General features: G+C 64.6%; 28 protein-coding genes. 13 read left to right on the forward strand and 15 right to left on the reverse strand.

The genetic code is table 11. The features are described from left to right. Positions 1-21 precede the first annotated feature (21 nt). On the forward strand, positions 22-147 hold the full coding sequence (gene ykgO, locus KUV38_RS19205) for a type B 50S ribosomal protein L36 (protein WP_039685556.1): 126 nt from the start codon (positions 22-24) through the stop codon (positions 145-147). A 79-nt stretch (positions 148-226) separates the two neighbouring features. On the opposite strand, the gene KUV38_RS19210 is transcribed toward ykgO, so the two are convergent. The 4 genes from KUV38_RS19210 to KUV38_RS19225 all read right to left on the reverse strand — a co-directional run bounded on the left by KUV38_RS19210 (position 227) and on the right by KUV38_RS19225 (position 4,354). After that, entirely contained in the window at positions 227-979 is a 753-nt protein-coding gene (locus KUV38_RS19210) for an SDR family oxidoreductase (RefSeq protein ID WP_222471837.1), read from the reverse strand. A 104-nt stretch (positions 980-1,083) separates the two neighbouring features. Continuing rightward, positions 1,084-1,446, reverse strand: coding sequence for a VOC family protein (locus tag KUV38_RS19215; RefSeq protein WP_222471838.1), 363 nt, complete (start codon positions 1,444-1,446; stop codon positions 1,084-1,086). 24 nt (positions 1,447-1,470) lie between these two features. Continuing rightward, positions 1,471-3,114, reverse strand: coding sequence for a peptidoglycan-binding protein (locus KUV38_RS19220; RefSeq protein ID WP_222471839.1), 1,644 nt, complete (start codon positions 3,112-3,114; stop codon positions 1,471-1,473). 28 nt (positions 3,115-3,142) lie between these two features. Further along, positions 3,143-4,354 carry a phenylacetate--CoA ligase family protein gene (locus KUV38_RS19225; RefSeq protein ID WP_222471840.1) on the reverse strand — a complete coding sequence of 404 codons (1,212 nt, stop codon included), beginning with the start codon at positions 4,352-4,354 and terminating at the stop codon, positions 3,143-3,145. Positions 4,355-4,496: 142 nt separating this feature from the next. On the opposite strand from KUV38_RS19225, the gene KUV38_RS19230 reads away from it, so the two are divergent. Beyond that, positions 4,497-5,345, forward strand: a complete 849-nt coding sequence (locus tag KUV38_RS19230; protein ID WP_222471841.1) for a hypothetical protein — start codon at positions 4,497-4,499, stop codon at positions 5,343-5,345. A gap of 23 nt (positions 5,346-5,368) precedes the next feature. On the opposite strand, the gene KUV38_RS19235 is transcribed toward KUV38_RS19230, so the two are convergent. The 3 genes from KUV38_RS19235 to KUV38_RS19245 all read right to left on the reverse strand — a co-directional run bounded on the left by KUV38_RS19235 (position 5,369) and on the right by KUV38_RS19245 (position 8,800). Continuing rightward, a complete protein-coding gene (locus KUV38_RS19235) occupies positions 5,369-6,196 on the reverse strand; it encodes an ABC transporter ATP-binding protein (RefSeq protein WP_222471842.1) in 828 nt (275 codons plus the stop codon). 98 nt (positions 6,197-6,294) lie between these two features. After that, on the reverse strand, positions 6,295-7,578 hold the full coding sequence (locus KUV38_RS19240) for an ABC transporter substrate-binding protein (protein ID WP_222471843.1): 1,284 nt from the start codon (positions 7,576-7,578) through the stop codon (positions 6,295-6,297). Between the two features lie 145 nt (positions 7,579-7,723). Continuing rightward, complete coding sequence (locus tag KUV38_RS19245; protein WP_222471844.1) at positions 7,724-8,800, reverse strand: branched-chain amino acid ABC transporter permease; 1,077 nt, start codon at positions 8,798-8,800, stop codon at positions 7,724-7,726. A 90-nt stretch (positions 8,801-8,890) separates the two neighbouring features. Between KUV38_RS19245 and KUV38_RS19250 the strand changes: the two genes are divergently transcribed. Together KUV38_RS19250 and KUV38_RS19255 are read left to right on the forward strand one after the other, a co-directional pair. Continuing rightward, a complete protein-coding gene (locus KUV38_RS19250) occupies positions 8,891-9,217 on the forward strand; it encodes a hypothetical protein (RefSeq protein WP_222471845.1) in 327 nt (108 codons plus the stop codon). A 141-nt stretch (positions 9,218-9,358) separates the two neighbouring features. Then, positions 9,359-9,661, forward strand: a complete 303-nt coding sequence (locus KUV38_RS19255; protein WP_222471846.1) for a hypothetical protein — start codon at positions 9,359-9,361, stop codon at positions 9,659-9,661. Positions 9,662-9,671: 10 nt separating this feature from the next. On the opposite strand, the gene KUV38_RS19260 is transcribed toward KUV38_RS19255, so the two are convergent. The 7 genes from KUV38_RS19260 to KUV38_RS19290 all read right to left on the reverse strand — a co-directional run bounded on the left by KUV38_RS19260 (position 9,672) and on the right by KUV38_RS19290 (position 15,125). Next, positions 9,672-9,923, reverse strand: a complete 252-nt coding sequence (locus KUV38_RS19260; protein WP_222471847.1) for a hypothetical protein — start codon at positions 9,921-9,923, stop codon at positions 9,672-9,674. 4 nt (positions 9,924-9,927) lie between these two features. Continuing rightward, a complete protein-coding gene (locus KUV38_RS19265; protein WP_222471848.1) occupies positions 9,928-10,914 on the reverse strand; it encodes a branched-chain amino acid ABC transporter permease in 987 nt (328 codons plus the stop codon). Positions 10,915-10,926: 12 nt separating this feature from the next. Then, the gene (locus KUV38_RS19270) at positions 10,927-11,439 is read right to left on the reverse strand and encodes a hypothetical protein (protein WP_222471849.1); all 513 of its coding nucleotides are present in this window, start codon (positions 11,437-11,439) and stop codon (positions 10,927-10,929) included. After that, positions 11,436-11,924, reverse strand: a complete 489-nt coding sequence (locus tag KUV38_RS19275) for a hypothetical protein (protein WP_222471850.1) — start codon at positions 11,922-11,924, stop codon at positions 11,436-11,438. Before KUV38_RS19275 ends, KUV38_RS19270 begins: the two co-directional genes overlap by 4 nt. 76 nt (positions 11,925-12,000) lie before the next feature. Beyond that, complete coding sequence (locus tag KUV38_RS19280; protein ID WP_222471851.1) at positions 12,001-12,819, reverse strand: ABC transporter ATP-binding protein; 819 nt, start codon at positions 12,817-12,819, stop codon at positions 12,001-12,003. A 33-nt stretch (positions 12,820-12,852) separates the two neighbouring features. Next, positions 12,853-13,158, reverse strand: a complete 306-nt coding sequence (locus KUV38_RS19285; RefSeq protein ID WP_222471852.1) for a hypothetical protein — start codon at positions 13,156-13,158, stop codon at positions 12,853-12,855. After that, entirely contained in the window at positions 13,155-15,125 is a 1,971-nt protein-coding gene (locus KUV38_RS19290; protein WP_222471853.1) for an AMP-binding protein, read from the reverse strand. The genes KUV38_RS19285 and KUV38_RS19290 overlap by 4 nt, the downstream gene beginning before the upstream one ends. A gap of 167 nt (positions 15,126-15,292) precedes the next feature. Between KUV38_RS19290 and KUV38_RS19295 the strand changes: the two genes are divergently transcribed. The 3 genes from KUV38_RS19295 (at position 15,293) to KUV38_RS19305 (ending at position 17,701) form a co-directional block, all read left to right on the forward strand. Further along, a complete protein-coding gene (locus tag KUV38_RS19295; RefSeq protein ID WP_222471854.1) occupies positions 15,293-15,448 on the forward strand; it encodes a hypothetical protein in 156 nt (51 codons plus the stop codon). Between the two features lie 67 nt (positions 15,449-15,515). Then, a complete protein-coding gene (locus KUV38_RS19300) occupies positions 15,516-16,559 on the forward strand; it encodes a saccharopine dehydrogenase (protein ID WP_222471855.1) in 1,044 nt (347 codons plus the stop codon). Then, positions 16,556-17,701 (forward strand): saccharopine dehydrogenase family protein, encoded by a 1,146-nt coding sequence (locus tag KUV38_RS19305; protein ID WP_222471856.1) that lies wholly within the window; start codon positions 16,556-16,558, stop codon positions 17,699-17,701. The genes KUV38_RS19300 and KUV38_RS19305 overlap by 4 nt, the downstream gene beginning before the upstream one ends. 129 nt (positions 17,702-17,830) lie before the next feature. Here KUV38_RS19305 and KUV38_RS19310 read toward each other — a convergent pair whose 3' ends face one another. Further along, a complete protein-coding gene (locus KUV38_RS19310; protein WP_222471857.1) occupies positions 17,831-18,031 on the reverse strand; it encodes a hypothetical protein in 201 nt (66 codons plus the stop codon). A 221-nt stretch (positions 18,032-18,252) separates the two neighbouring features. On the opposite strand from KUV38_RS19310, the gene clpB reads away from it, so the two are divergent. The 6 genes from clpB to msrQ all read left to right on the forward strand — a co-directional run bounded on the left by clpB (position 18,253) and on the right by msrQ (position 25,438). Further along, on the forward strand, positions 18,253-20,868 hold the full coding sequence (clpB, locus tag KUV38_RS19315) for an ATP-dependent chaperone ClpB (RefSeq protein ID WP_222471858.1): 2,616 nt from the start codon (positions 18,253-18,255) through the stop codon (positions 20,866-20,868). An 86-nt stretch (positions 20,869-20,954) separates the two neighbouring features. Further along, on the forward strand, positions 20,955-21,701 hold the full coding sequence (locus KUV38_RS19320) for an SDR family NAD(P)-dependent oxidoreductase (RefSeq protein ID WP_222471859.1): 747 nt from the start codon (positions 20,955-20,957) through the stop codon (positions 21,699-21,701). Positions 21,702-21,763: 62 nt separating this feature from the next. After that, complete coding sequence (locus KUV38_RS19325; protein ID WP_222471860.1) at positions 21,764-22,234, forward strand: DUF962 domain-containing protein; 471 nt, start codon at positions 21,764-21,766, stop codon at positions 22,232-22,234. 80 nt (positions 22,235-22,314) lie between these two features. Continuing rightward, the gene (locus KUV38_RS19330; RefSeq protein ID WP_222472130.1) at positions 22,315-23,805 is read left to right on the forward strand and encodes an FMN-binding glutamate synthase family protein; all 1,491 of its coding nucleotides are present in this window, start codon (positions 22,315-22,317) and stop codon (positions 23,803-23,805) included. A gap of 108 nt (positions 23,806-23,913) precedes the next feature. Then, positions 23,914-24,822 carry a protein-methionine-sulfoxide reductase catalytic subunit MsrP gene (gene msrP, locus KUV38_RS19335; RefSeq protein WP_222471861.1) on the forward strand — a complete coding sequence of 303 codons (909 nt, stop codon included), beginning with the start codon at positions 23,914-23,916 and terminating at the stop codon, positions 24,820-24,822. A gap of 7 nt (positions 24,823-24,829) precedes the next feature. Next, a complete protein-coding gene (gene msrQ, locus KUV38_RS19340) occupies positions 24,830-25,438 on the forward strand; it encodes a protein-methionine-sulfoxide reductase heme-binding subunit MsrQ (RefSeq protein ID WP_222471862.1) in 609 nt (202 codons plus the stop codon). The last annotated feature ends 364 nt before the right edge of the window (positions 25,439-25,802 follow it).

Below are 25,802 nucleotides of genomic sequence, written 5' to 3' on the forward strand. Positions count from 1 at the left end.
CCGCAAGAGAGGAAAGAGACGATGAAAGTTCGCAACTCGCTCCGCTCGCTGAAAAACCGGCACCGGGATTGCCGTATCGTGCGCCGTAAAGGCCGCGTCTACGTGATCAACAAGACCCAGCGCCGCTTCAAGGCCCGTCAGGGCTAAGCGTTTCAGCGCGTTAAAACGGAAGGGCCGCCCAACTCGGGCGGCCTTTTTGTTTGGCATGCCAGCGCACGGCAGCCACTCAAACCTTGCTCACCGCGTTGCCCCCATCCGCAAACAGCGCCGCCCCGGTCACAAAGCTGGCCTCCTCCGAGAGCAGGAACAGCGCCGCGCGGGCAATCTCTTCCGGCTCGGCCAGCCGCTTCATCGCATGCAGCCCCTTGGCGAAGTCGATGAACGCCGGGTCGTCACCCGCCATTTCAGTGAGCGTCCCGCCCGGTAGCAGCGCGTTCGCTCTGATCCCCTGCGCGCCGTGCTCCGCCGCCAATCCCTTGGCCAACCCGATCACCCCTGCCTTGGCCGCGCCATAGGCCGCCATGCCTGGCAGGCCCGATGAGGTGCCAACAAAGCTCGCCGTAAATAGCAGCGCCCCGCCGCCCGCCCGCCGCAGCGCCGGGATCTGCGCCTTCGCGCCATGAAAGGCAGCATCGAGGTTCGTGGCCACAACAGCGCGCCAATTGGCCTCTGCCATCTCCTCCACCGGCCCCATCTCGCCCACCATGCCCGCGTTGTTGAAAGCCCCATGCAGCGCGCCAAACCGCTCTTCCGCCAGCGTCACCAATTCCCCTGCAAATCCCGGGTCGGTCACATCCCCCGCAGCCCAGGCCGCGCGGCCGCCCTCGGCCTCGATCTCCCCTGTCAGCGCCTCCAACCGCTCGGCACGCCGTGCGCCCAGCACCACCGCCGCGCCCTCCGCTGCCGCCAGCCGCGCCGTCGCCGCCCCGATGCCCGAGCTGGCCCCTGTGATCAGTATCGTCTTTCCTGCAAATCGCATGATCCGGTCTCCTGTTCTGGATGACCGGACCTTCCCGCACCGCCCGTGCCGCGCCGACCCGAAGCCTGCGCCTTACCGACCCGTTTCCTGCGCCTCCCGCCCGCTCACGCCGGCTCCCACAGTTCGATCGGGTTGCCTTCGGGGTCGTTCAGCCACGCAAACCGCCCGTTCGGGTAGCTCTCCGGGTCACGCCGCACCTCGATCCCGGCGGCCTCCAACTGCGCGATCATCGCGTCGAGGTTGCCCACCCGGAAGTTCAGCATGAACGCTTTTTCCGCGTTACCAAAATACTCCGTGACCTTCTCGAACGGGGCAAACACCGTGGCGCCCGCCTCCTGCTCCCATGGCGGCGTGTCATAGTCGCCGGGCACCGGGGCGATGCCCAGATGGGCCTCGTACCACGCTGCCAGCGCCTTCGGGGCCTCGGACCTGAAGAAGAACCCGCCGATACCGCTGACCTTCTCCATGTCCGTCCTCCCTCTGTGTCGCTGTTATTCGCGGATGATCCTGATGCCCGCGTCGGCGAGCATCCGGCTCACCGTCGCCTCGTCCAGAAAGCCTGTCACCTCAAGCTCCCGGTCCCGCTGGAACCGGCGGATCGCGCGGCGGGTCTGCTGGTCGAACTCGCCATCGGTCGGCCCCGGCTCCAGCCCGAGCTGGGCCAGCCGCCGCTCCACGAGCACCTTGGTAAACTGCGGCAGTCTCAGCGCCTCCTCGCGGGCGCGGGCCTCCTGCCGGTCCGGGCTGGCCTCTTCGGTCAGCTTGGCAATCTGCGCCCGCGCTTCCTCGGCAAAGGCGCCCTTGGGATAGGCGACCAGGTAATTGCGATAGCTGGCCACCGTGTTGGCATTCACCGCCACATCCCACGCGGCGCGGTCCTGCGCGGCGGCCTCGCGGCGCTTGTCTTCCTCGATGATCGAGAGCTGCTCTTGCGCGATCTCGCTGTAAATCCCGTCCGGGTACTTCTTCAGGTAAACCCGCAGGCCCGCCTCGTCGCCCGCAGCCCCCGTCACCTCCCAATAGGCCCGGTCGGCGCGCTCGGCCTCCAGCCGCCGCCGCTCCGCCTCGGCCTCCAGCTCGGCGCTGCGCCGCTCTGCCTGTTCCCCCAGCCGGGCAATCTGCTGGCGGGTCAGGTAGGTCGAGGGCGGAAAGCCGTTCTTCTCCTGAAACGCCTTGATCGCGCCGCGCGTGCCAGGGCCAAAGATCCCGTCGATCCCGCGCGGGCGATAATCGAGCACCGTCAGGTTGCGCTGGATCTGGCGGCGTTCGTCGCGGCTGAGGTCCAGCGCCTCCTCCGCCTTGCGCTCGGCGCGATAGGGCTCAGCCTCGATCTCGGCAATCGCCTTGCGAGCCTCATCGGCAAACTGGCCCAGCGGATAGCGGGCGAGGTAGCCCAGATAGGCCTCCTTGCTGTCTGCATCCACTGCGCTCTCCCACACCGCGCGCTCCACCTCGGCGGCATCGGCCACCGGCGCATCGTCTGCGGGCTGCTCCGGGGTCTCCCCCTCGGGCCGCCAGATCGTCGCCGCCGAAATAAAGCCCTCGCCGGTCACATCCTCCGCTGCGGCCAGCGCGGCAAGGCTCCGGCCCTCCTGCATCAGCGGCCCCACGGCAAAGGCTCCCACCTGCGCCGAGCGGCCTCGGATCACAGTGACACCCTGCGGAATGTCCAGCACCCCGAGCCCGGCCGAAAGCCCCGCGCCCAAGTCCTCGGGCGCCGCGCCGCTGCCGATCAGCACAACCGACTGCCCGGGCACCTCCGCCGCGATCTCCAGCACGGTCGAAAGCGCCAGCCCTTGCCCCGCCACCGTGGCAAGGTTCGGGGCCTTCGCATCATCGGCCAAGAGCCATGTGTCGGAGCCAGAGCGCACAAAGCTGCCCGACAGGTGGATCACCAGCCGCCGCTCGCCCTCCACACCTTCAAGAAACCGCGCCAACCCCTCGCGCATCAGCGCCGCCGTGGCCGGGCTGCCGCCGATCACCGTAAAGCCGGCGCCCTCGTAGGCAGCAGCCAGATCCGGCGCGCTCGCGCCGAAAATCCCGCGCCCGCCCTCGGGCTGCCCCAAAATCAAGGCCCGGTCGGCCGTGGCTGGACCGGCGATCATCGCCAACGTCAGAAGGATTACCGATCTCATGCCCACCTCCCGGGCCGTTGGGTCGGCCCTAATCGTAGCTTCTCTGGTCGTCTATAACCTTGCCGTCTTTCGGCAGGCTTCCCAAGGGATGAATGCTGACCTCACCAGAAAGTTTCAGGATCTCGCGCACCGCGCTGGCCAGCGTGTCCTCGCTGCCACCCTCCGATTCGAAGGCCACCGCCATCACGTCGCGCTCGTCCTCCCGCGTCACTGTCACCCGCACCTTCTCCGCGCCCACGCGGGAAACCAGCTCCGCCACCTGCTCGGGCCGCACGAACATGCCCTTGATCTTGGCGGTCTGGTCGGCCCGGCCCATCCAGCCCTTGATCCGGCCATTCGTGCGTCCGCAATCGCTCTCGCCCGGCAGCACCGCGCTCAAGTCGCCGGTGGCAAAACGGATCAGCGGGTAATCGGGGTTCAACGTGGTCACCACAACCTCGCCCACCTCGCCTTCAGGCACCGGGTCGCCCGTGCCGGGGGTGACGATCTCCACCACCACCCCCTCGGCCACGATCAGCCCGCTCTCCGGGCTGCTTTCATAGGCGATATTGCCCAGATCGGCGGTGGCGTAGCATTGCAGGCAGGTGATCCCGCGCTCCGCGTACCACTCCCTGAGTGACGGAAACAGCGCGCCGCCCGAAACCGCCGCACGCGTGATCCCCAGCGAAACCCCCATCTCGTCGGCCTTCTCGAGGATCACCTTCAGGTAATCCGGCGTGCCCGCATAGGCCGTGGCGCCAAGGTCCGCGGCGGCCCGCACCTGAAGCTCCGTCTGCCCCGTGCCCGCCGGGATCACCGCTGCGCCCACCGCGCGGGCGCCATTGTCAAACATCATCCCCGCTGGGGTCAGGTGGTAGGCAAAGCAGTTCTGCACCACGTCGCCCGCGCCGATGCCGAGCGCCCGGAGAAAGGGGCCAAACCGCCACCAGTCTTCCGCATCGGCCATCCCCGGCTCATAGATCGGGCCTGGTGACTGGAAGAGGTGAGTGAATCCGCTGGCCTCCACCGTTGTCAGCCCGCCCAAGGGCCGCCGCGCCGCCTGCGCCTCCATCAGCGCGCCCTTGCGCAGCACCGGCAGGGCGGCCAGCGCCTCCGCCGAGGTCACCGCGCCCGCCTCCACGCCCGCCAGCGCGCCATAGCCCGGCAGGCCCTGCGCCCGCGCCACCTGCTTTGGCAGCGCCGTGGCCATGTCCGCCGCCCGCGCTTCCGCGCTCCGCCATTCCGGCCCGCTCTTCACCATTCCGTCCTCCTCAGGTTGCGCTTGGATGGGCGGTTTGCCGCCTCGGTTGCCCCAGCGGCAAGATAGCCGCTTTCTCCCCGCGACGCCCATGGCATAGTGCCAATGCGCGCGAGTGAACTTGTTTGAAGAAAGGCCCCGGCCTATGCCCCAGCTTGCCGCAACCTCCACCCGTCTGTCCGATGACTTTCTCGATGCCCGCATCGCCTTCTTGGAGGACGAGGCCATCATGGAGGCCGACTTCTCCGGCCTGCATTTCACCGGCTCCCGCGCGGTCAATCGCTTCTACGACCGGATCGAGGAGCGGATTGCCGAGACCGGTGAAGACAAGTGGTTCTTTCTCGTCAACTACTCCGACAACCGGATCGACCCCGAAGCCTGGATCGCCTTCGCCCGCCGGGGCAGGGCGCTGAACCTCGCCTACTCCATGGGGACCGTCCGCTTCGACGTGAGCGAGGTGACCCGCGCCCAGATCGAGCGCTCCGCCGGCACCGAGAACTTCGACGCCAACCTCCTGCCCGACCGTGAGAGCGCCCTCGCGCGGCTCAAGACTTTCCAGAGCACCCGCCAGCGCAAGATCGTCCACCAGCCCAGCCACACCCCCGAGGAGATCCGCCGCCGCATCTCCTTCCGCCCCGAGGCCGTGGTGATGGAGGTCGATTTCTCCGATTTCACTTTCGCAAACGCCCGCGATGTCGATGATGTTTACGACCACATCGAAGACCGAATCCGCGAGACCGACCGCAAGTGGTTCTTCCTCGTGAATTACGAGAACTGCCGCATCGAGCCCGCCGCATGGGTCCGCTACGCCTCGCGCGGCAAGCGGCTCAACCTCGCGGCCTCGCTCGGCTCCGTCCGCTACGCGCCCGGCAGCGAGACTGAGGCCGACATCCGCCTGCGCTCCGAGAGCCAGGATTTCGAGCCCAACATCCGCAACACGCGGGAAGAGGCCCTTGAGCGGATCGCCGAGATGCGGGCCGAAGCCGAAGCCTAGGGCGGGACTGCTCCCGCCAACCGCTACGCCAGCCACCTCTTGCGCCGCCGATAGCTCCGCACATCGCGGAAAGACTTGCGCCCTTCCTCGCTCATGCCGAGGTAGAACTCCTTCACATCCGGGTTCTCCCGCAGCTCCGCGGCGGGGCCATCCATCACGATGCGCCCCGATTCCAGAATGTAGCCATAGTGGGCGAACCGCAGGGCGACGTTGGTGTTCTGCTCCGCGAGCAAAAAGGTCACCCCCTGCTCCTCGTTCAGCCGCTTCACGATGCCAAAAATCTGTTCCACCAGCTGCGGCGCAAGTCCCATGCTCGGCTCATCCAGCAAAATCGTCTCGGGTCGGCTCATCAGCGCGCGGCCGATCGCCACCATCTGCTGCTCCCCGCCCGAGGTATAGCCCGCCTGGCTCTTCCGCCGCTCCTTCAAGCGCGGGAAATAGTCGTAAACCATCTGCAAGTCGGCATCCGTGGCGCCGCGCCCGTCGCGCCGGGTGTAGGCGCCGGTCAGCAGGTTCTCCTCCACGGTGAGGTGCTCAAAGCAGTGCCGGCCCTCCATCACCTGAATCACCCCCGAGGTCACCTGCGCCGCCGGGTCATGCCCGGTCAGCCGCTCGCCGCGATAGGTGATGCTCCCCTTGGTGATCTCGCCCCGCTCCGAGCGCAGCAGCCCGCTGATCGCCTTCAGCGTGGTGGTCTTGCCTGCCCCGTTGCCACCCAGCAGCGCGGTGATCCCGCCCTTGGGCACCTTCAGGCTGACCCCTTTCAGCACGAGGATCACGTGGTTGTAGATCACCTCGATGTTGTTGACCTCAAGCAGCGTCTCGCTCTCGGGTTTCGCGGCATCCAGCATCGCTCAGCTCTCCTCCGGGGCACGAAACGCCCCTTCATCTTGGCGAAAATACTCAAATTCCCCGGCCGCAACCTGCGCTGCGGCCGGGGCGGGTGGGCTTACATGCAGCCCGCTTCGATTCCGGCCTCGGCGGCAAAGGCGGCGCTGTCTTCCTCGACGAGCGGGCCGATGACCTCCTGATCCGACTGGTAGTAATCGGTGATCAGGCTCCATGTGCCGGCGGCGGCGTCCCACTGGGCCACGGCACCATAGCCGTCCCCACCGTGGTTCTCGCAGCTCACCTTGAACTCGGGGCCAAAGCCCGGCAGGCCGAGGGCCTCCATCTTGGCTTCGGTAATCTCGAGGTTCTCCATGCCGTCACGCATCTGCGCGGGGGTGATGGCGGTCTCGCCGCTCATCTCCTGCGCGGTCTTGATCGCCTCGGCGGCCAGCATCGCGGCATACATGCCCCGGTTATAGAGCGCGGTGCCAAGCTGGTCTCCCGCGCCCGCGGCCATGCCCTTGTCGACCACGTGGGTCTGAAGGTCGGCATAGACCGGGTAATCCTTGCCGAGGTTGTGGAAGGTCAGCGCCTTGTAGCCGTTGGCCCCGTCACCGGCGGGCAGCACGTCATTCTCCGAGCCGGACCACCAGATGCCGATGAACTTGTCCATCGGGAAGCGGATGTTCACCGCCTCCTGAATGGCAACCTGGTTCATCACGCCCCAACCCCACATGATCACGTAGTCAGGCCGGTCGCGGCGGATCTGCAGCCACTGGCTCTTCTGTTCCTGACCGGGGTGATCCACCGGCAGCAGGCTCAGCTCATAGCCGTGCTTCTCCGCCAGCTTCTCCAGCGTCCGGATCGGCTCCTTGCCGTAGGCCGAGTTGTGATAGACAAGCGCCACCTTCTTGCCGGTCAGGTCGCCGCCTTCCTGCTCCGCGATATGGGTGATCGCATGGCTGGCGCCGTCCCAGTAGTTGGCCGGGTAGTTGAACACCCACGGAAAGACCGCGCCGTTCTTGGCCGAGGTCCGGCCATAGCCCATCGAGTGAATCGGGATGCCGTCGGCGGTGGCCTTGGGGATCAGCTGATAGGTGATGCCGGTCGAGAGCGGCTGGTAGACCAGAACGCCTTCGCCCTTGGTCGACTCGTAGCACTCCACACCCTTCTCGGTGTTGTAGCCGGTCTCGCATTCCACAAGGTTGATCTTCTCGCCGCCAACGCCGCCATCCCGCTCGTTGAGCAGGGTGAAGTAATCGGCATAGCCGTCAGCGAAAGGGATGCCGTTCGCCGCATAGGGGCCGGTGCGATAGCTGAGCGCCGACATGGTGATCTCTGCCATCGCCGGAGCGGCGGCCATCACCGCGCCAAGCGCCAGTGTTGCCAGTGTCTTCTTCATCGGGGTTCTCCTCCCTTGGTTGGTCCGATGTTGCGTTGCGCCGGGGTTCGGCCCCGGTCTCCTCCTCCTCGGCCCGTAGGTGGGCCAACCCGTCCCCCGCTTCCGCGGGTATCCTTGCGGTGGGAGCAGCCCACCAATCCCTACCCTAGTGCGGGAAGGGCCAGAGCCTCAGCTTCTCCTTCGCCACTCGCCACAGCTGCGCCAGCCCATGCGGCTCCGCGATCAGGAAGATGATGATGAGCGCGCCCACGATCATGAACTCCAGATGCGCCGCCAGATCGGTCGGCCAGCCGAGCGTGCCCACCAGAATGTTCTTCAACAGCACTGGCAGCAGCACCAGAAAGGCCGCACCCGCGAACGAGCCGAAGATCGAGCCGAGGCCCCCGATGATCACCATGAAGAGCACGAGGAAGCTCTTGTTGATGCCAAAGACCTCGCCCACCTCGACCGCGCCGAGATAAACGGCAAAGAACAGCGCCCCCGCGATCCCGATAAAGAAGGACGAGACGGCAAAGGCACTCAGCTTGGCGGTCAGCGGGTTCACCCCGATGATCTCCGCGGCAATGTCCATGTCCCGGATCGCCATCCACTTCCGTCCCACGGTGCCCCGCGTCAGGTTGCGGGCGAGCCATGCGAGGATCACCACGAAGACGAGGCAGAAGAGATAAGACGCCCAAGCCTCCGTATTGGCCCCCGTCACCTCGATCCCGAAAACGGTGCGCTCAGGCGCAGAGATCTGGCCCGAGGCGGAGTAGTTGTAGAACCACGGCACCCGGTTGAAGAGCCAGACCAGAAAGAACTGCGCCGCCAGAGTCGCCACCGCAAGGTAGAACCCCTTGATCCGCAGGCTCGGCAGCCCGAAGAGAATGCCCACACCCGCCGTCACGCCGCCCGCTAGGATGACGTGGAAGAAGATGTTGATGTCCGGAAAGGCGGTCATCAGCTTGTAGCAGGCATAGGCCCCCACCGCCATGAAGCCCCCGGTGCCAAGGCTCACCTGCCCGCAGTATCCGGTCAGGATGTTCAGCCCGATGGCGGCGATGGCATAAATCAGGAACGGCAGGAAAACCGCGCTCACCCAGTAGTCGTTGATAATAAACGGCACGATCCCGAAGGCGATCACCAGAACCGCGTAATACCGCCACCGGTCGAACCGGATCGGAAAGGTCTGGTTGTCGTCGGCATAACTCGTCTTGAAGTCGCCTGCCTCGCGGTAGAGCATCAGCCATTTCCTCCATTTCGGGACATTCCCGCCATCCGGGCGCCCAAGTTGTTTGTCTCCATTGCGGCAACAACCGCAAAAGGCCCCGCCATGACCGAAAGCGCATCGAGCACCCGGCAGCCCACCGCCGAGGACAACGCCGCCATCGAGGCCGCCGCCGCCGCGTTCCGCCTGCGCTCCGAGCTGGAGGGCCGCGAGCGCCGGGCGATGCGCCGTGAGGGCTTGCTGTGGGGGCTTTTCGAGGCCGTGGCGACCGGGCTGGTGAATGGCTTCGCCGCCATGCTGCCCTGGCTCTTCGGCGGCGCGGTTGTCGTAGTCGGCGCGGCGTCGGTCTTCGGCATCTCGCTCAAGGCGGCTGCCATTCTGATGGTCGCGCTGGTCATCGGCCTCGCGGTTCTGGCCGTCGCCAGCAACTGAGTCCGCGCACCGCGCGCTGCGCCCGCTCCGACATTTTCTTGCTTTCGAGACAATGCCGCCAACCGGCTGCCGCAATCTTTGTTCAAATTGCTTGCATCACCCGGCCACCCGGCCGCCCCGCAACCTGTCCAGAGAGCCCGAATGCCGGACGCGAAGAACCGCTTTGTCACCTTGCCGCCGCAGGCCCAGATCCAGCCATTGGACGAGCTTCCGGCGGAAGAGCAGGGCCGCGCGCCGCGCGAGGGCAGGCTGGGCCGTTGCATCGATTGCCTGCTCGGCACCTGTTCGGACATCGTCCGCGGGCTGATGCCGTATCTCATCGTCTCGGCGGTGCTGATCGTGGCCATCGCGGTCTTCTTCGGCGTCTCCACGCAGGCCGCCATCATCCTGCTGGGGCTGGGCGCCGTGGCGCTGGGCGTCTTCGTCGCCGCCACACAGGGATAGCCCCGCGCCCTCACGCGCCGGTCTCTCCGTTCGGTGCGTGCTCCGGCAGCACATGGCGCGGCGGCTTGGCATACCCGCTGCGCTCGCTCGCCCGGACCAGTCGCAGATAGGCCCACAAGCCCACGCCCGCCCCGGCAACCGCCAGCACCAGCGCTATCATCATCTGCCGCGTGTCGGCAGGCTCGGTCGTCAGCGCGATGTAGCCAAAGGCCCAGAACCCGCCCCATGCGATCACGTTCAGCACGGCGATCAGCTTGGTCATCCGGCTACACCCTCTCGATGATCTTCTCGCCAAACAGCCCCTGCGGCCGGAAGACGAGGAAGACGAGGGCGAGCACATAGGCAAACCAGTTCTCCGTCGCCCCGCCCACCAGCGGCCCGATCAGGAACTCGAAAAGCTTTTCACCGACCCCGATGATGAGCCCGCCCACGATGGCGCCGGGGATCGAGGTGAAGCCGCCCAGCATCAGCACCGGCAGCGCCTTCAGCGCAATGAGCGAGAGCGAAAACTGCACGCCCGACTTGGTGCCCCACATGATCCCCGCCACCAGCGCCACGAAACCCGCGATGGCCCAGACCAGCACCCAGATGAACCGCAGGCTGATGCCCACGCTCAGCGCCGCCTGGTGATCATCAGCCACCGCCCGCAGCGCCCGGCCCTGCTTGGTATATTGCGAAAACAGCACCAGCCCGGTCACAAGCAACGCCGCGATCACCGTCGCCACGATGTCGAGGTTGTCGATGAAGAACCCGTAGCCGAACCAGTTGAACGTGGTCTCGTCGATCCCGAGGTTGATCCCCTGCGGCAGCCCCACGTCGAGCTTCTTGATGTCGGAGCCCCACATCATGTCGCCCAGTCCTTCGAGAAAATAGGCCAGCCCGATGGTCGCCATGAACAGGATGATCGGCTCCTGGTTCACGAGGTGCTTCAGGATCAGCTGGTTCACCGCCCAGGCGAAGGCCACCATCACCAGCACCGTCCCGATGATTGCGACGAAGGCAGGCAGATGCCATCCGAAGTGGTGCACATCGGTGCCGAAGATCGCATTGATCAGGTGGCTGAACGGCACCTGACCGTCCTGCAGGCCCACCAGCGTCATCGCCGCGAACAGCGCCATGACCCCCTGCGCATAGTTGAAGATGCCGCTCGCCTTGAAGATCAGCACGAACCCCAGCGCGACGAGCGCATACATGACCCCGGCCATCAGCCCGTTCAGGGTGACTTCCATCGCAAACAAGAGCTGGTCAGGCATTTCCGGTCTCTCCTAGCATCTGTTCTGGTCCGAAGCCCGGTCGCTCACGTGGAGACGCACGGCTTCGACCCGTTCGTTGTGGCTGAAGCTGACGTAAAGCGCCTTGCCGAGCAGCGGGCATTTGCGCAGGCGCGGGGCCACCGGGCTGCCGCCGTAGAGCTCAAAGCCCTCCGATGTCAGCGCATTCACCGGCCCCAGCCCGAGCTTCTCCCAGCGCATCGCCTCCGAGCCGTTGGCGGCGGGCAGGTGGAGGTAGCAGTTGAAGGCCTCCTCCGGCGTCTCGCCGCCCCACTCATCCATCCCGGCGCGGATCTCCCCGATCCCTGCCGGTGCGGTGTAGCTCACCGACCACTGCGGCGCGGCCAGCTTGTTCGGCTCCAGCAGCTCTAGCCCCGCCTGTTCCAGTGGCTCCGGGTTCTCGGCCTTGACCACCTCGATGCACAGCGCCAGCGCCTCCCCGATCGCGGCAGGGTTGGCCCCCGCCGGCGCGGTCATCACCGCAAGGAGGAGCGCCAGAGCCTTCATCCCTCGCACGCTCCGCTCACATCGCCGCCTGAGAACACCGCCGTACCCATGCTCAGCTCGTCACTGAGCGGCCCGTTCAGGATGAGCGCCACTGCATTCGGGCCAACGCAGATGGTGGCGGCGATGTAGAGGTTATCGCCAAAGGTCGAGCGATACTTGTCTACGGTATTCACGCTGCGCAAAAAGTCCTCGGTGGTGCGGCTCAGCACGCTGGCCTGCTTGTCGCCCAGTTCGCACACCCAATCCTCCCGGCTGTCCCGCCGCATCTGAAAGTGCGGCACCTTCGGCTCGCTGAGGATTGCCCCGGTCTCGTTTGCCTGCGCTCCGGTGGGGAGGCTCGGGCCGGTCGGGTCGCCGGTGGCGATGGCATGGGTGCAATAGGTGAGGTAGGCCTCCAGCACGTCCGGCGCCACGGCGCGCGCCGGAGCAGCGTTCAGAGCGGTTAACGCAAGTGTAAATCCGGTGAGTATGGCGCGCGTATGCATGGAATGTGCATCAGTTGTGCATCGGCTGTGCATATATCGTTTGCGCACACGAGCGGCGGTTAATCGGGCGATCTCTCTAATCATGTGCAACTCCCAGGTAAGCGTCGATGACGTCCTGATTGTTACGCACTTCGTCGGGCGTGCCATCCCCGATCTTCTTGCCGTAGTCCATCACGACCACCCGGTCGCTGAGATCCATGACAACGCCCATATCGTGTTCGATAAGCGCAATTGTCGTGCCATATTCGTCGTTTACGTCGAGGATGAAGCGGCTCATGTCCTCCTTCTCCTCCACGTTCATCCCCGCCATCGGCTCGTCGAGCAGCAGCAGCTTGGGCTCGGCCGCCAGAGCGCGGCCCAGCTCGACGCGCTTTTTCAGGCCATAGGGCAGGCGGCCCACCGGGGTCTTGCGGATGTTCTGGATTTCGAGGAAGTCGATAATCTTTTCAACCGCTTCCCGGTTCTCCGTCTCTTCCTTCTGGGCCTTGCCCCACCACAGCGCCTGGCTCATCAGCCCGGCTTTCATGAAGCCAAGCCGCCCGGTCATGATGTTGTCGAGCACCGACATGCCCTCGAAGAGCGCAATGTTCTGAAATGTCCGGGCAATTCCCTGCCGCGCCACCTCGTAGGGCTTCATCGGCGGCCGCTTCGCGCCATGAAACCACACCTCGCCTTCCTGCGGGTTGTAGAACCCGCTGATGACGTTGAGCATGCTGGATTTTCCGGCCCCGTTCGGCCCGATGATCGCCCGGATCTCGCCCTCGCGGATATCGAACGAGATATCCTTGATCGCCACCACCCCGCCAAACCGCAGGGTGATGTTCCTCATCTCCATCATCACCCCGCCAATCGTGCGACCGTCTGCGGTGGTGTAGCTGTCCTGCCCGTCAAGCATAGTGAGTAAGCCCTTCCATCGTACTCGCGCCCCCTACTGCAACAGCATCCAGACAACCGCAGAAATCAAAACCGGCGCTGCAGCAAAAACTCCGAAAACAAATGATATCCATGCTGAAATGAAAGGTGCCAAGTAGTCGCCCGCCGTCAGCGCGGAGGTCTTCTTTGCTTCACCGTAGGTGTCCGCTGTCATGGCCCAGAATGAAATAGCTCCAAGCCAAGCGCAGCATAGTGGAACAATTGAGTAGCGAGCTTGCTCAGGGCCGAACAAGAACGCTCCGGCCCCAACATTGGAGGCTATGACAAATTGCCAGACCAGAGACTTTTCGTGATCGGTCATTCCGCCGCGACCCTCCCGGTCTCGCCTAAGGGTACCACCTTCGCATCCCGCAACTGCAGCGTGGCCTTGATCGCGCCCTTGCGACCGTCTTCGTAGGTCACCTCGGTCTCGGTATAAACGCTCTCGGCCCCGCCATAGAGCGCATCCACGAGGTCGGCATACTTCTCGCCGATCACCCCGCGCCGCACCTTCTGGGTCCGCGTCAGCTCGCCATCGTCGGCATCCAGCTCCTTGTGCAGCACCAGAAAGCGGTGAATCTGGCAGCCGGCGAGCATCTCGTCTTCGGCAACCGAGGCGTTAACCTCTTCTACATGGCTCTGGATCATATTGAGCACCTGAGGATGCCCGGCTAGTTCCTGATAGCTCGCATAGGCGATGTTGTTGCGCTCCGCCCAGTTGCCCACGGCGCCAAGGTCGATGTTGATCATGGCGCAGCAACGGTCGCGGCCTGCGCCGATCACAACGGCTTCGAGGATGTTGGGAAAGAACTTGAGTTTGTTCTCCACGTATTTGGGCGCAAACATCCGGCCGTCGGCCAATTTGCCCACATCCTTGGCGCGGTCGATGATGCGCAGGTGCCCTGTGTCTTCTTCGATGAAGCCCGCATCGCCGGTGGCCACCCAGCCCTCGGCATCCTTGGTCGAGGCCGTGCTCTCGGCGTTCTTGTAGTATTCGACGAACACACCGGGAGACCGATAGTAGACCTCGCCATTATCCCCGATTTTCAGTTCCACCCCCGGTGAGGCCACGCCCACCGTATCAGCCCGCACGCCGTCGTCCGGCTGCTGGGTGATGAACACGCTGGCCTCGGTCTGGCCGTAGAGCTGCTTCAGGTTGATCCCCAAAGAGCGATAGAAATCAAAGATTTCCGGCCCGATCGCCTCGCCCGCGGTGTAGCCTACCCGCACCCGGCTGAACCCGAGGGTGTTCTTCAGCGGCCCGTAGATGAACATCTCCCCAAGCCGGTATTTCAGCTTGTCGCCCGCGCTCACCGGCTTGCCGTCCAGCAAGGCCGGCCCGACCTTGCGGGCGTGGGCCATGTAGCGGTCGAACAGCCATTTCTTGAACCGTCCGGCATCCTCCATGCGGATCATCACATTGGTCAGCTGGGTTTCGAACACCCGCGGCGGGGCAAAGTAATAGGTCGGCCCGATCTCGCGCAGATCGGTCATCATCGTGTCCTGGCTCTCGGGGCAGTTCACGCAGAACCCGCACCACATCGCCTGCCCCACGGAAAAGATGAAATCCCCAACCCATGCCAGCGGCAGATAGGCGAGAACCTCTTCCTTTTCAGTAAGATGGTCGAAGCTGGCGGAGTTCTTTGATGTCTCGATGATGTTGCGGTTCGAGAGCACAACACCCTTGGGTTTGCCCGTCGTGCCGGAGGTGTAGAGCATCACGCAGGTGTCGTCGTAGCCCCGCGCCGACTCCCGCTCCCGCATCACCGGCTCCAGCCGATGGTGCCCCGCACGCCCCTCCGCCTGCACATCGGAATAGGCGTTCATATGGGTGTGGTCGTATTTCCGCAGGCCGCGCTTGTCGACGTAGATGATCTGGTCGATCCCGGCGACTTTCTCCTGCACATCGATCACCTTGTCGACCTGCTCCTGGTCGCCGCAGATCACAAAGCGCGCGCCGCAGTGCTCCAGCACATAGGCCATCTCCTCGGCGCTGGCGTCCTGGTAGAGCGCCACCGGCACGGCCCCGCATTTCTGCGCCGCCACGAAAGACCAGTAAAGGGCAGGGCGGTTGCGCCCGATGATCGCCAGATGGTCCCCCGGTTCGAGACCCAGAGCGATGAGCCCCATCGCAAGCGCGTCGATCTCCTCGGAGGTCTCCGCCCAGGTCCAGCTTTGCCAGATGCCGAATTCCTTTTCCCGAAAGGCCGGACGGCCTCCGAACTGGCGCACGTTCCGCGCAAGCAGCGCCGGAATGGTCTTGAGATCGCCCTCAGGCGTTGCCGTCACCGTCAATGTCTCCTCCCAGAAGGTGCCTCTCCCCAGGCACCAGGCCGTTGGCCCGACGTTGATTGGCAGTTACTATGGGCAAGGCATGGGCCATGCGTCAAATTATTTTTTGAACGAGTGTTCAATAGCTGCGAAACACCGTTCCGAAGAAGAGAGGGGGTTAGCGGATGGACGTTGTTTCATTGACCTATTACGCCATCGTCTGCGGATTGCTCGCCGGGTTCGTTCCCGCCACATGGCGGATGCCGCTGCGGTTCGGGCTTGGCGTTTTCATTGGCATCGTGGCCGCAGGCGTGCTGCCGATGCTCCGCGGGGTGTTCTAACCGCCGACTCGATTGCACCCGGCACCGCCACGCTGTTAAGTCGGGCCGAACGAAGCGGGGAAGTCTCATGGTTCATCTCTGGGTCCGTGCCGAAGAGCGCGAGAACGAGCGGCGCGTGGGCCTTGTGCCCGAGGGTGTCGAGGCGCTGCTGGAGCGCGGGTTTCGGGTAACTGTCGAGGAAAGCCCCGACCGTATCCTGCCGCTCGAGCCCTACCGCGCCGCCGGGGCCGAAATCGCCCCGCGCGGCAGCTGGCGTGAGGCTCCGGTCGAGGCCCTGATATACGGCCTGAAGGAACTGCCCGAAGATGGCACCGCGCTGCCGCACCGCCACATCATGTTCGGCCATGCCTACAAGGGCCAGCGCGCCGGGCAGGAGCTTCTGCGCCGGTTCAAGGCCGGGGGCGGGGCGCTCTACGATCTGGAGTATCTGACCGAGGAGAGCGGTCGCCGCGTGGCCGCCTTCGGCTATTGGGCCGGTTTCGTCGGCGCCGCCGTCACGCTCAAGGCCTGGGCTGCGGCTCAGAACGGCAATGTCTGCCCTGAGGTCCACGAGTGGGAAGAGCAGAGCGACCTCGTTGAGGAAATCCGCGATGATCTGCAAGGCCTCTCGACCCCGCGCGCGCTGATCGTCGGCGCCTTGGGCCGGGTCGGCACCGGCGCGGGCGACATGTGCGAAGAGGTCGGCATTAACCCGACCCGCTGGGACATGGCCGAAACCGCCTCGGGCGGCCCCTTCCCTGAGATCCTCGCTCATGAGCTTTTCTTCAACTGCGTCCTCGCAGGCCCGCAAACCCCTGTTTTTGTGCCGAAAGAGGCGCTCGGCGCCGAGCGGGCGCTGGCGGCGGTTGGCGATATCGCCTGCGATCCGACGAGCGATTTCAACCCGATCCCGGTCTATGACGAAGCCACCATATGGGACGAGCCGGTGCATCGTGTGGCCGACGACCCGGTGCTCGACGTGATGGCGATCGACAATCTGCCCTCCCTCCTGCCCAAGGAATCGAGCGAGGACTTCGCGGCACAGATGCTGCCGCATCTCCTGCGCCTCGATGAGATCGACAAGGGCGTCTGGGGCCGGGGAGCGACAGTATTTAAGGAGCATACGGCATGACGATTCACTGGTGCGGCACTGGCCTCTCGGCCATCCCCGGCCTGCGGCGGCTGCTGGCCGAGCGCGATGACGTGACGGTCTGGAACCGGACGGAGGCCAAGGCCCTCGAAGCCGTGGGAGACCTGACCGAAGATATCCGCGCCTTCTCCATGGAGGCGCTGGACGAGGTTCTCGCCAAGGGTGACCTGGTCGTTTCCATGCTGCCCGGCGACCATCACGTGCCGCTGGCAGAACTATGCCTCGAGAAGGGCGCCGATTTCGTATCGTCGTCCTACATCAGCCCCGAAATGCGGGAACTGGACGCGGCGGCGAAAGAGAAGGGTCTGCGCTTCGTCAACGAGGTCGGCCTCGACCCGGGAATCGACCACCTGATGGCCCACTGGCTGATGGCCGATTACCGCGCGTCCAAGGGCTTCAGCCCCGACAATGTGCTCAGTTTCATCAGCTACTGCGGCGGCATCCCCAAGGAGCCCAACGCCTTCCGCTACAAATTCAGTTGGTCGCCGTTGGGGGTGTTGAAAGCCCTGAAATCGCCCTCCGTCTCGATCCGCAGCCATTCCGAACTGCGCGTCTCTCGTCCTTGGGATGCGCTCAGCCGCTACGATGCACCGCTTTCCACGCCTGAGAGTTTTGAGGTCTATCCAAACCGTGACAGCCTTCCGTTCATGGCAGAATACGGCTTCGAGCCGGGCTGGAAGGTGAAAGACTTCGTGCGCGGTACCCTACGGCTCAATGGCTGGTCCGACGCGTGGAAAGACGTTTTCGCCGAGGTCGAGGCGCTAGAAGGCAAGCCAGAGCTGGATGCGCGCCTTGCCGAAATGGCGGCCGAGTTCTGGGAGAAACACGCCTATGACGAGGGCGAACCGGACCGGGTGGTGCTCTGCGTGGCGCTTGAGGCTCTGAAGGATGGCGTGCCGGTTTATCACAAGACCTATGCGATGGACGCTTGGGGCGATGCACGCGGATCGGCCATGGCGCGTCTGGTGAGTGACACGGTGGCGCTGGCCGTTGAGGCCGTTCTGGCCCGCGAGATCGCGCCGGGCGTCTCTGCCGCCCCGTCCGACCCGCGCCTTGTGGAGCGCTGGCTGGACAGGGTCCACACCACGGCGCAGCACCTCATGGTGGTGGATCACCTCAGCTGAATAAAGAAGGCCCGCCTTCGCCAAATGGGGACATGCGAAGGCGGGCCTTAGTCAGGGACGGGCCAGGCAGCAACCCGTCACCCTATGGCGGACCCGGAGAAAGCTCGCGTCAGGCCCGCATCTCAATTGTCATCGTGCCTGCAAGGCCCTCTCGCCTGCGGCGACCAGTTCCGACACCATCTTCTGATGGCCCCACTGCACATGGCCTGGGATCGACACGTGCACCTTGCGGCGCAGCGGCGTTCCGGTGGTGAAGCTGACATCGGCTTCGAACCGGCGCATCGCCGGGTCGTAGATGACGTGATCGATCTGTGGTCCGGTGAACGGCATCTCTGCCTCCTCATCCTGTGGTTCACACCTTCAACGCAACTAGATGTGGGATTGTTCCCGAGAGTTTTCCACAGGGCGTCACGAAACAGTGATTCGATGGAACAGCGCCCCCTTGAGACGCGCAGCAGCTGTCCCCAAATAGGATGAGAAGGCCCGATACGGGTCTGTGCCGCCGGGCGGGCAGACCTCATGACAGGGCGCTTAGCAAAGGAGAATGACCGATGAACATGAACGAGTTCACGGAACGGTCTCGCGGTTTCATTCAGGCGGCGCAGACCATCGCGATGCGGGAAGATCATCAGAGGATGGTGCCCGAGCATCTGTTGAAAGCCCTGATGGACGATGAGCAGGGCCTTGCTTCCAACCTCATCAAACGTGCGGGAGGCTCGCCTGAACGCGTGGTCGAAGCGCTTGAAGCGGCGCTGGCCAAGCAGCCCAAGGTTTCGGGCGACGCCGGGCAGGTCTATCTTGATAGCCAGACCGGCAAGGTCCTCGACGAGGCCGCCAAGATCGCCAAGAAGGCAGGCGACAGTTTTGTGCCCGTGGAGCGGATTCTGACCGCGCTGGCCGTGGTGCGCTCGGGCGCGAAGACGGCGCTGGAGGCGGGCGGGGTGTCTGCCCAGAACCTGAACGGCGCGATCAACGACATCCGCAAGGGCCGCACCGCCGATACGGCGAGCGCCGAAGAGGGCTATGACGCGCTGAAGAAATACGCGCTCGACCTCACGGAGCGCGCCCGCGACGGCAAGATCGACCCGATCATCGGGCGCGACGAAGAGATCCGTCGCGCGATGCAGGTGCTCTCCCGCCGGACCAAGAACAACCCGGTGCTGATCGGCGAGCCCGGCGTCGGCAAGACTGCCATCGCCGAGGGTATTGCTATCCGCATCGTCAACGGTGACGTGCCGGAGAGCCTGAAGGGCAAGACCCTGATGGCGCTCGACATGGGCGCGCTGATTGCCGGGGCCAAATATCGCGGCGAGTTCGAGGAGCGGTTGAAGGCGATCCTCAAGGAGATCGAGGCGGCTGCCGGGGATATCGTGCTGTTCATCGACGAGATGCACACGCTGGTCGGGGCCGGCAAGGCGGATGGCGCGATGGATGCCTCCAATCTGCTGAAGCCCGCGCTGGCGCGGGGGGAACTGCACTGTATCGGTGCGACCACGCTCGACGAGTATCGCAAGCACGTGGAGAAGGACGCCGCCCTCGCCCGCCGGTTCCAGCCGGTGATGGTGGAGGAACCGACGGTGGAGGACACCGTGTCGATCCTGCGCGGCATCAAGGAGAAGTATGAGCTGCACCATGGTGTGCGGATCAGCGACTCCGCCCTGGTGGCGGCGGCCACTCTTTCCCATCGCTACATCACCGACCGCTTCCTGCCCGACAAGGCGATCGACCTCGTGGATGAGGCGGCGTCGCGGCTGCGCATGGAGGTGGACTCCAAGCCCGAGGAGCTCGACGCGCTCGACCGGCAGATCCTGCAGATGCAGATCGAGGCCGAGGCGCTGAAGAAAGAGGACGACCAAGCCTCCAAGGACCGGCTGGAAAAGCTGGAGAAGGAGCTGAGCGAGCTTCAGGAGAATTCCGCCGAGATGACTGCCCAGTGGCAGGCAGAGCGCGACAAGCTCGAGTCGGCCCGCGATATCAAGGAGCAGCTCGACCATGCCCGCGCCCAGCTCGATCAGGCCAAGCGCGAGGGCAACCTCGCCAAGGCGGGCGAGCTTTCTTACGGCGTGATCCCGGGGCTCGAGAAGCAGTTGGCCGAGGCCGAAGCGAGCGAGAGCGACGTGATGGTCGAGGAGGCCGTGCGCCCCGAGCAGATCGCCGAGGTGGTCGAGCGGTGGACGGGTATCCCGACCGCCCGGATGCTGGAAGGTGAGCGTGAAAAGCTACTGCGTATGGAAGATGAGATCGGCAAGCGGGTGATCGGCCAGCGCCAGGCAGTGCGGGCGGTGTCCAATGCCGTGCGCCGTGCGCGGGCCGGGTTGAACGACGAGGCACGCCCGCTGGGCAGCTTCCTCTTCCTCGGGCCGACCGGCGTGGGCAAGACCGAGCTGACCAAGGCGCTCGCCGAGTTCCTCTTCGACGACGACAGCGCGATGGTGCGGATCGACATGAGCGAATTCATGGAGAAGCACGCTGTCGCCCGGCTCATCGGCGCCCCTCCGGGTTACGTGGGCTACGACGAGGGCGGCGTACTGACCGAGGCGGTTCGTCGGCGTCCCTATCAGGTCGTGCTCTTCGACGAGGTCGAGAAGGCGCACCCCGACGTGTTCAACGTGCTGCTTCAGGTGCTCGATGACGGGCAGCTGACCGACGGGCAGGGCAGGACGGTGGACTTCAAGCAGACGCTGATCGTTCTAACGTCCAACCTCGGCGCACAGGCTCTGAGCCAGTTGCCGGATGGGGCCGACGCCGGTCAGGCCAAGCGCGATGTGATGGACGCGGTGCGGGCGCACTTCCGCCCCGAGTTCCTGAACCGTCTGGACGAGACCATCATCTTCGACCGGCTGAGCCGGGGCGACATGGATGGGATTGTGCAGATCCAGCTCGGCCTCCTGCGCAAGCGGCTGGCGCGTCGAAACATCGGGCTGGAGCTCGACGAGGGCGCTCAGAAGTGGCTGGCCGACGAGGGCTACGACCCGGTGTTCGGCGCCCGCCCGCTGAAGCGTGTGATCCAGCGCGCCTTGCAGGACGAGTTGGCCGAGATGCTGCTCGCCGGCGACGTGGGCGACGGCGACACCGTTACGGTGAGCGCCGGGGCCGAAGGGCTGATCATCGGTGACAAGGTGACAGGCTCCAACCGCCCGCGCCCGGATGATGCCGTGGTGCATTGAGCGCCGTTGATCCGGGCCGCGCGCCCGCCTAGAGATGCGAGGGCCCCTTCCTGTCGGGAGGGGCCTTTTGCATGGGAGGGGCGAGAATGAAGGGCGCAATCATCACGGGCGCGGCACGCGGGATCGGGCTGGCCACGGCGAAGCTGCTTGCGGCGGATGGCTGGAAGGTCGCGCTGGTTGACCGGGATCGCGAGGCGCTCGAGGCCGCAGTGGCCGAAGTTCCGGGCGGCGTAGCGGTCTTTGCCGATGTGTCGGTGCCGGAGGACGTGACCCGCGCGGTGGCCGAGGCCAAGGCGGCACTGGGCCGGATCGACGGGCTTGTAAACAACGCGGGCGTTGCCCTCTTCGGCCCCGAAGCCGAGACCGATTTCGCCACATGGCGTGAAGTGATGGCGACCAACCTCGATGGCGTGTTCCTCTGCTCTCAAGCGGCACGCGAGGCGCTCATCGAAACCAAGGGCGCCGTGGTCAACATCGCCTCCATCTCCGGCCACCGCGCCAGCACCCTGCGCGTGGCCTATGGCACCTCCAAGGCCGGGGTGATCCACCTGACCAAGCAATTTGCGGCGGAGTGGGGCGAGCATGGCTTGCGGGTGAACTGCGTGGCCCCCGGCCCCGTGGACACCAAGCTGGCCCTTGCCGTCCACACCCCCGACATTCGCGCCGCCTACCACGATGCAATCCCGCTCAACCGCTATGGCAAGGAGGAGGAGATTGCGCAGGCCATCGTCTTCCTGCTCTCCGAAAAAGCCAGCTACATCACCGGGCAGCTGCTTTCGGTCGACGGCGGTTTCGAGAGCACCGGCATCGGCTTGCCCTCACTGCGGCTCTGATCTTGCCGCGCCGGGGCGGGGCAGGCTAGCCTCGCTCCAATCACGGCAGAGGGGAGGCTCCGATGGCACGCAGGATTCACGCCTTGCTCGACGAATACGGCGAGAGCCATCAGGACCCGACGAACAAGGCGGTGCATTGGGTCTGCGTGCCGGTGATCGTCTGGACAGTGATGGTCTTTGTCTATTCCATCCCGCAGCCTGGCTTCATGGCCGAAATCGGTTGGCTCAACTGGCTCACCGTCGTTTTGGCGCTCTCTCTATTATACTATGTCATTCTCTCGCCCACGCTGGCGGTAGGCTTCGCGCTTTACGCGGGGCTTTGCTACTGGCTGACGGTCACGCTGGACGCGGTCGCCGGCATACCGGTCTGGCAGATCGGGGCGGTGGTGTTTGTGCTGGCATGGGTCGGGCAGTTTTGGGGCCACAAGGTAGAGGGCAAGAAGCCCTCGTTCTTCAAGGATGTGCAGTTTCTGCTGATCGGGCCGGCGTGGCTGCTGTCATTTCTCTACAAGCGGATGGGCATTCCGGTGTGATCCCACACCGCAGCACTTGTCACCCGCGCCACGGCTGCGCATCCTCCGGGCAAGCAACGGAGGGCAGGTGAATGTGGTTCATGGATTGGGCGGGCTGGGCGCTGGAGTTTCTGGCCTTTGCGCTGCTGATCTTCATCGGGCTGGCGATGCTGCTGGCCGTCGTGCTCTTCGTCATCGACAAGACCCAGACGCAGGACGCCATCCGCCGCAACTATCCGGTAATCGGCCGCTTCCGGCACCTCTTTTCCACCTTGGGCGAGTTCTTCCGGCAGTACTTCTTTGCGATGGACCGCGAGGAGCTGCCGTTCAACCGGGCGCAGCGGGACTGGGTGAAGCACGCGGCTGCGGGCCATTCCAACACCGTCGCCTTTGGCTCCACTCGCAACATCAGCGTTGTGGGCACGCCGATCTTCGTCAACGCCGCCTTCCCGCCCCTCGATGACCAGTTCGCCTCGACCGAGCCGATGCTGATCGGCCCGCACTGCCGCACGCCCCATACGGCGAAGTCGATCTTCAACATCTCTGGCATGTCTTACGGTGCCCTTTCCAAGCCCGCCGTCCGGGCGCTCAGTCGGGGGGCCAAGCTGGCCGACATCTGGATGAATACGGGCGAGGGCGGGGTGAGCCCTTATCACTTCGAAGGCGGGTGCGACCTCGTCTTTCAGATCGGCACCGCCAAATACGGCGTGCGCGACCATGACGGGAACCTCTCGGACGAAAAGCTCGGCGAACTGGCCGACCATCCGCAGGTGAAGATGATTGAGGTGAAGCTGGCGCAAGGGGCAAAGCCGGGGAAGGGGGGCATATTGCCCGCTGCCAAGGTGACGCCCGAGATTGCCGAGATCCGGGGCATCCGCGTGGGCGAGGCTTCGATTTCGCCCAACCGCCACCCCGAGATCGACGACTGGGCCGACCTTCTCGACTATATTGCCCATGTGCGCGAGGTCACCGGCAAGCCCGTGGGCTTCAAGACGGTGATCGGCAACATCGAGGTCTGGCGACCGCTCTTCAAACTAATCGAAGAGCGCGGCGAGGCCTCCGCGCCGGACTTCATTACTATCGACGGCGGGGAAGGGGGCACGGGGGCGGCCCCCATGCCATTGATGGACCTCGTCGGCATGCCGATCCGCGAGGCGCTGCCGCTCTTCAACAACCTGCGCGACGAGTTCGGGCTGAAGGAACGCATCCGCCTCGTGGCCTCCGGCAAGATGGTGAACCCCGGCGACGTGGCCCTCGCGCTGGCGCTGGGCGCCGACTTTGTGACCTCGGCGCGCGGCTTCATGTTCTCGCTTGGCTGCATCCAGGCGCTGAAGTGCAACAAGAACACCTGCCCGACCGGCATCACCACCCACAACCCGCGCTTCCAGAAAGGGCTGGTGGTGGAAGACAAAGACAGGAAGGTGGCCGCCTACGCCAAGTCGGTGATCAAGGAGGTTGAGACGATTGCTCACTCGGTCGGTGTGGCCGAGCCCCGGTTGATGCGGCGGCGGCATGTGCGGCTGGTGCAGCCCGATGGCACCTCGATCCCGTTCAACCGCATCCTGCCCAGCTTCAACGCGCCGCCCGAATGAGCGGCGCGTTTTGTTTCAGCCTCTGACGATCCTGTAAGCAAACCGGCTCGTGAGAAATGTTTCAGGTTTCGGCCTCTATATACTGTGTGGGGATAGAAGGAGACGAACATGGCCCACCGCTGGACGAACAAACTGACCAAAGCCGATGTGACGCCCGAGGCAATCTGGCTGAACCGGCGCCAGATCATCGCCGGTCTGACGGCGGCGGGCATGGCCGGTGCGCTGGCGGGGCGGGCCGAAGCGGCGGGCGACACGCTTGAGCCGAACAGCTTTGACGACATCACCAGCTACAACAACTACTACGAGTTCGGCACCGGCAAGAACGACCCAGCCGACAATGCGGGCGCACTCGATACTTCCAACTGGTCGATCGAGATTGACGGCATGGTCGACCGCCCCGGCACCTACACGCTTGCCGATCTCATCGATGGTCTGACTGAGGAAGAGCGGATTTATCGCTTCCGCTGTGTCGAGGCCTGGTCGATGATCGTGCCATGGAACGGTTTCGAACTGGCTGACCTGCTGGCCAAAGCCGGTGTTCAGGAGGCCGCGCGTTACGTAGCCTTTGAAACCGTGGTTCAGCCCGAGAACATGCCGGGCGTGCGGCGCAAGGTGATCCCGTTCCCCTATGTCGAGGGGCTGCGGATCGATGAGGCCATGCACCCGCTGACGATGATGGCGACCGGCATCTACGGGAAACCCATGCCCAACCAGAACGGCGCGCCGATCCGGTTGGTGGTGCCGTGGAAGTATGGCTTCAAGTCGATCAAGAGCATCGTGCGCATCAGCCTCGTGGCCGATGAGCCGCCGACGACCTGGAATAACCTGAATGCGCGGGAGTACGGCTTCTATTCCAACGTGAACCCGCAAGTGAGCCATCCGCGCTGGAGCCAGGCTTCGGAGCGGGTGATCGGCGGCGGGCTCTTCGCCAAGCGGCAAGAGACCCTCATGTTCAACGGATACGAGGAAGAGGTGGCCGCGCTCTACGACGGTATGGATCTCACGAAGAACTACTGAGCCACCGATGATCGACGCGCTGAATACCTCGCTCCGGAAGCTGCCTGCATGGACACTCTATATAGTGGCCCCGCTGCCGGCCGCCTTTTGGCTGTGGCAGGGCGCGACTGGCGCGAGCGGGCCGGAGCCGATCAAGGCGCTTGAACACAGCTTGGGCGAGTTCGCACTTCAACTGCTCATCGTCGGCCTGGCCGTCACGCCGCTGCGCAAGTGGACAGGTCTGAACCTGCTGAAGTTCCGCCGGGCGATCGGGGTGGTCTCCTTCTTCTATGTACTGCTCCACTTCCTCACTTGGCTGGTGCTCGACATGTCGCTGCTCTGGGGGCAGATCCTCGGCGACATCGTCAAACGCCCCTACATCACCATCGGCTTCATCGGTTTCGTTCTGCTGATCCCGCTGGCGGTCACTTCCAATAATGCGTCGGTCCGCAAACTCGGCGCGCGGTGGCGGAAGCTGCATAAGCTCGTCTACCCGGCCGTTCTGCTCGGCGGGCTGCACTGGGTGTGGCTTGCGAAGGGCTGGCAGGTAGAGCCGCTCCTCTACATGGGCGCGATTCTGGCGATCTTGGCGCTCCGAGTGATTCCGAAACCCCGGAAAAGAGCGCTCGTCGCCTGAATCACTCCGAGTCGCCCGACTCGCAGAGGTGAATCGGCGGGTGAATCGAAGAATCTTCACCCCCGATGCAGAAAATTTCGACCTGACTCGCCGATTCATCCGCCTCCAGCCCCCACGATTCACCGAAACACCCCCTCGATTCCGGTTTCTTGGGGGGCTGATTCAAAGCTGACCCTACGTCCGAGTCTGTGGATAAGTCGCAAATCGCCTCGATTCTGACCGGCAAGACAGACCGCCAAGCCCGGAAAGCGCCGCCGCGCAGAAAAAGTTCGCGCGCAAACCCCTTGTTTTTATGGCTTTTCTCGAAGGCGCTAAAAAAATGTCATCTTTCTCCAAAAAAGCCCTTGCGGGGTCCGGCCCTGAA

This window comes from Vannielia litorea (assembly GCF_019801175.1).
GTDB classification, from domain to species: domain Bacteria; phylum Pseudomonadota; class Alphaproteobacteria; order Rhodobacterales; family Rhodobacteraceae; genus Vannielia; species Vannielia litorea_B.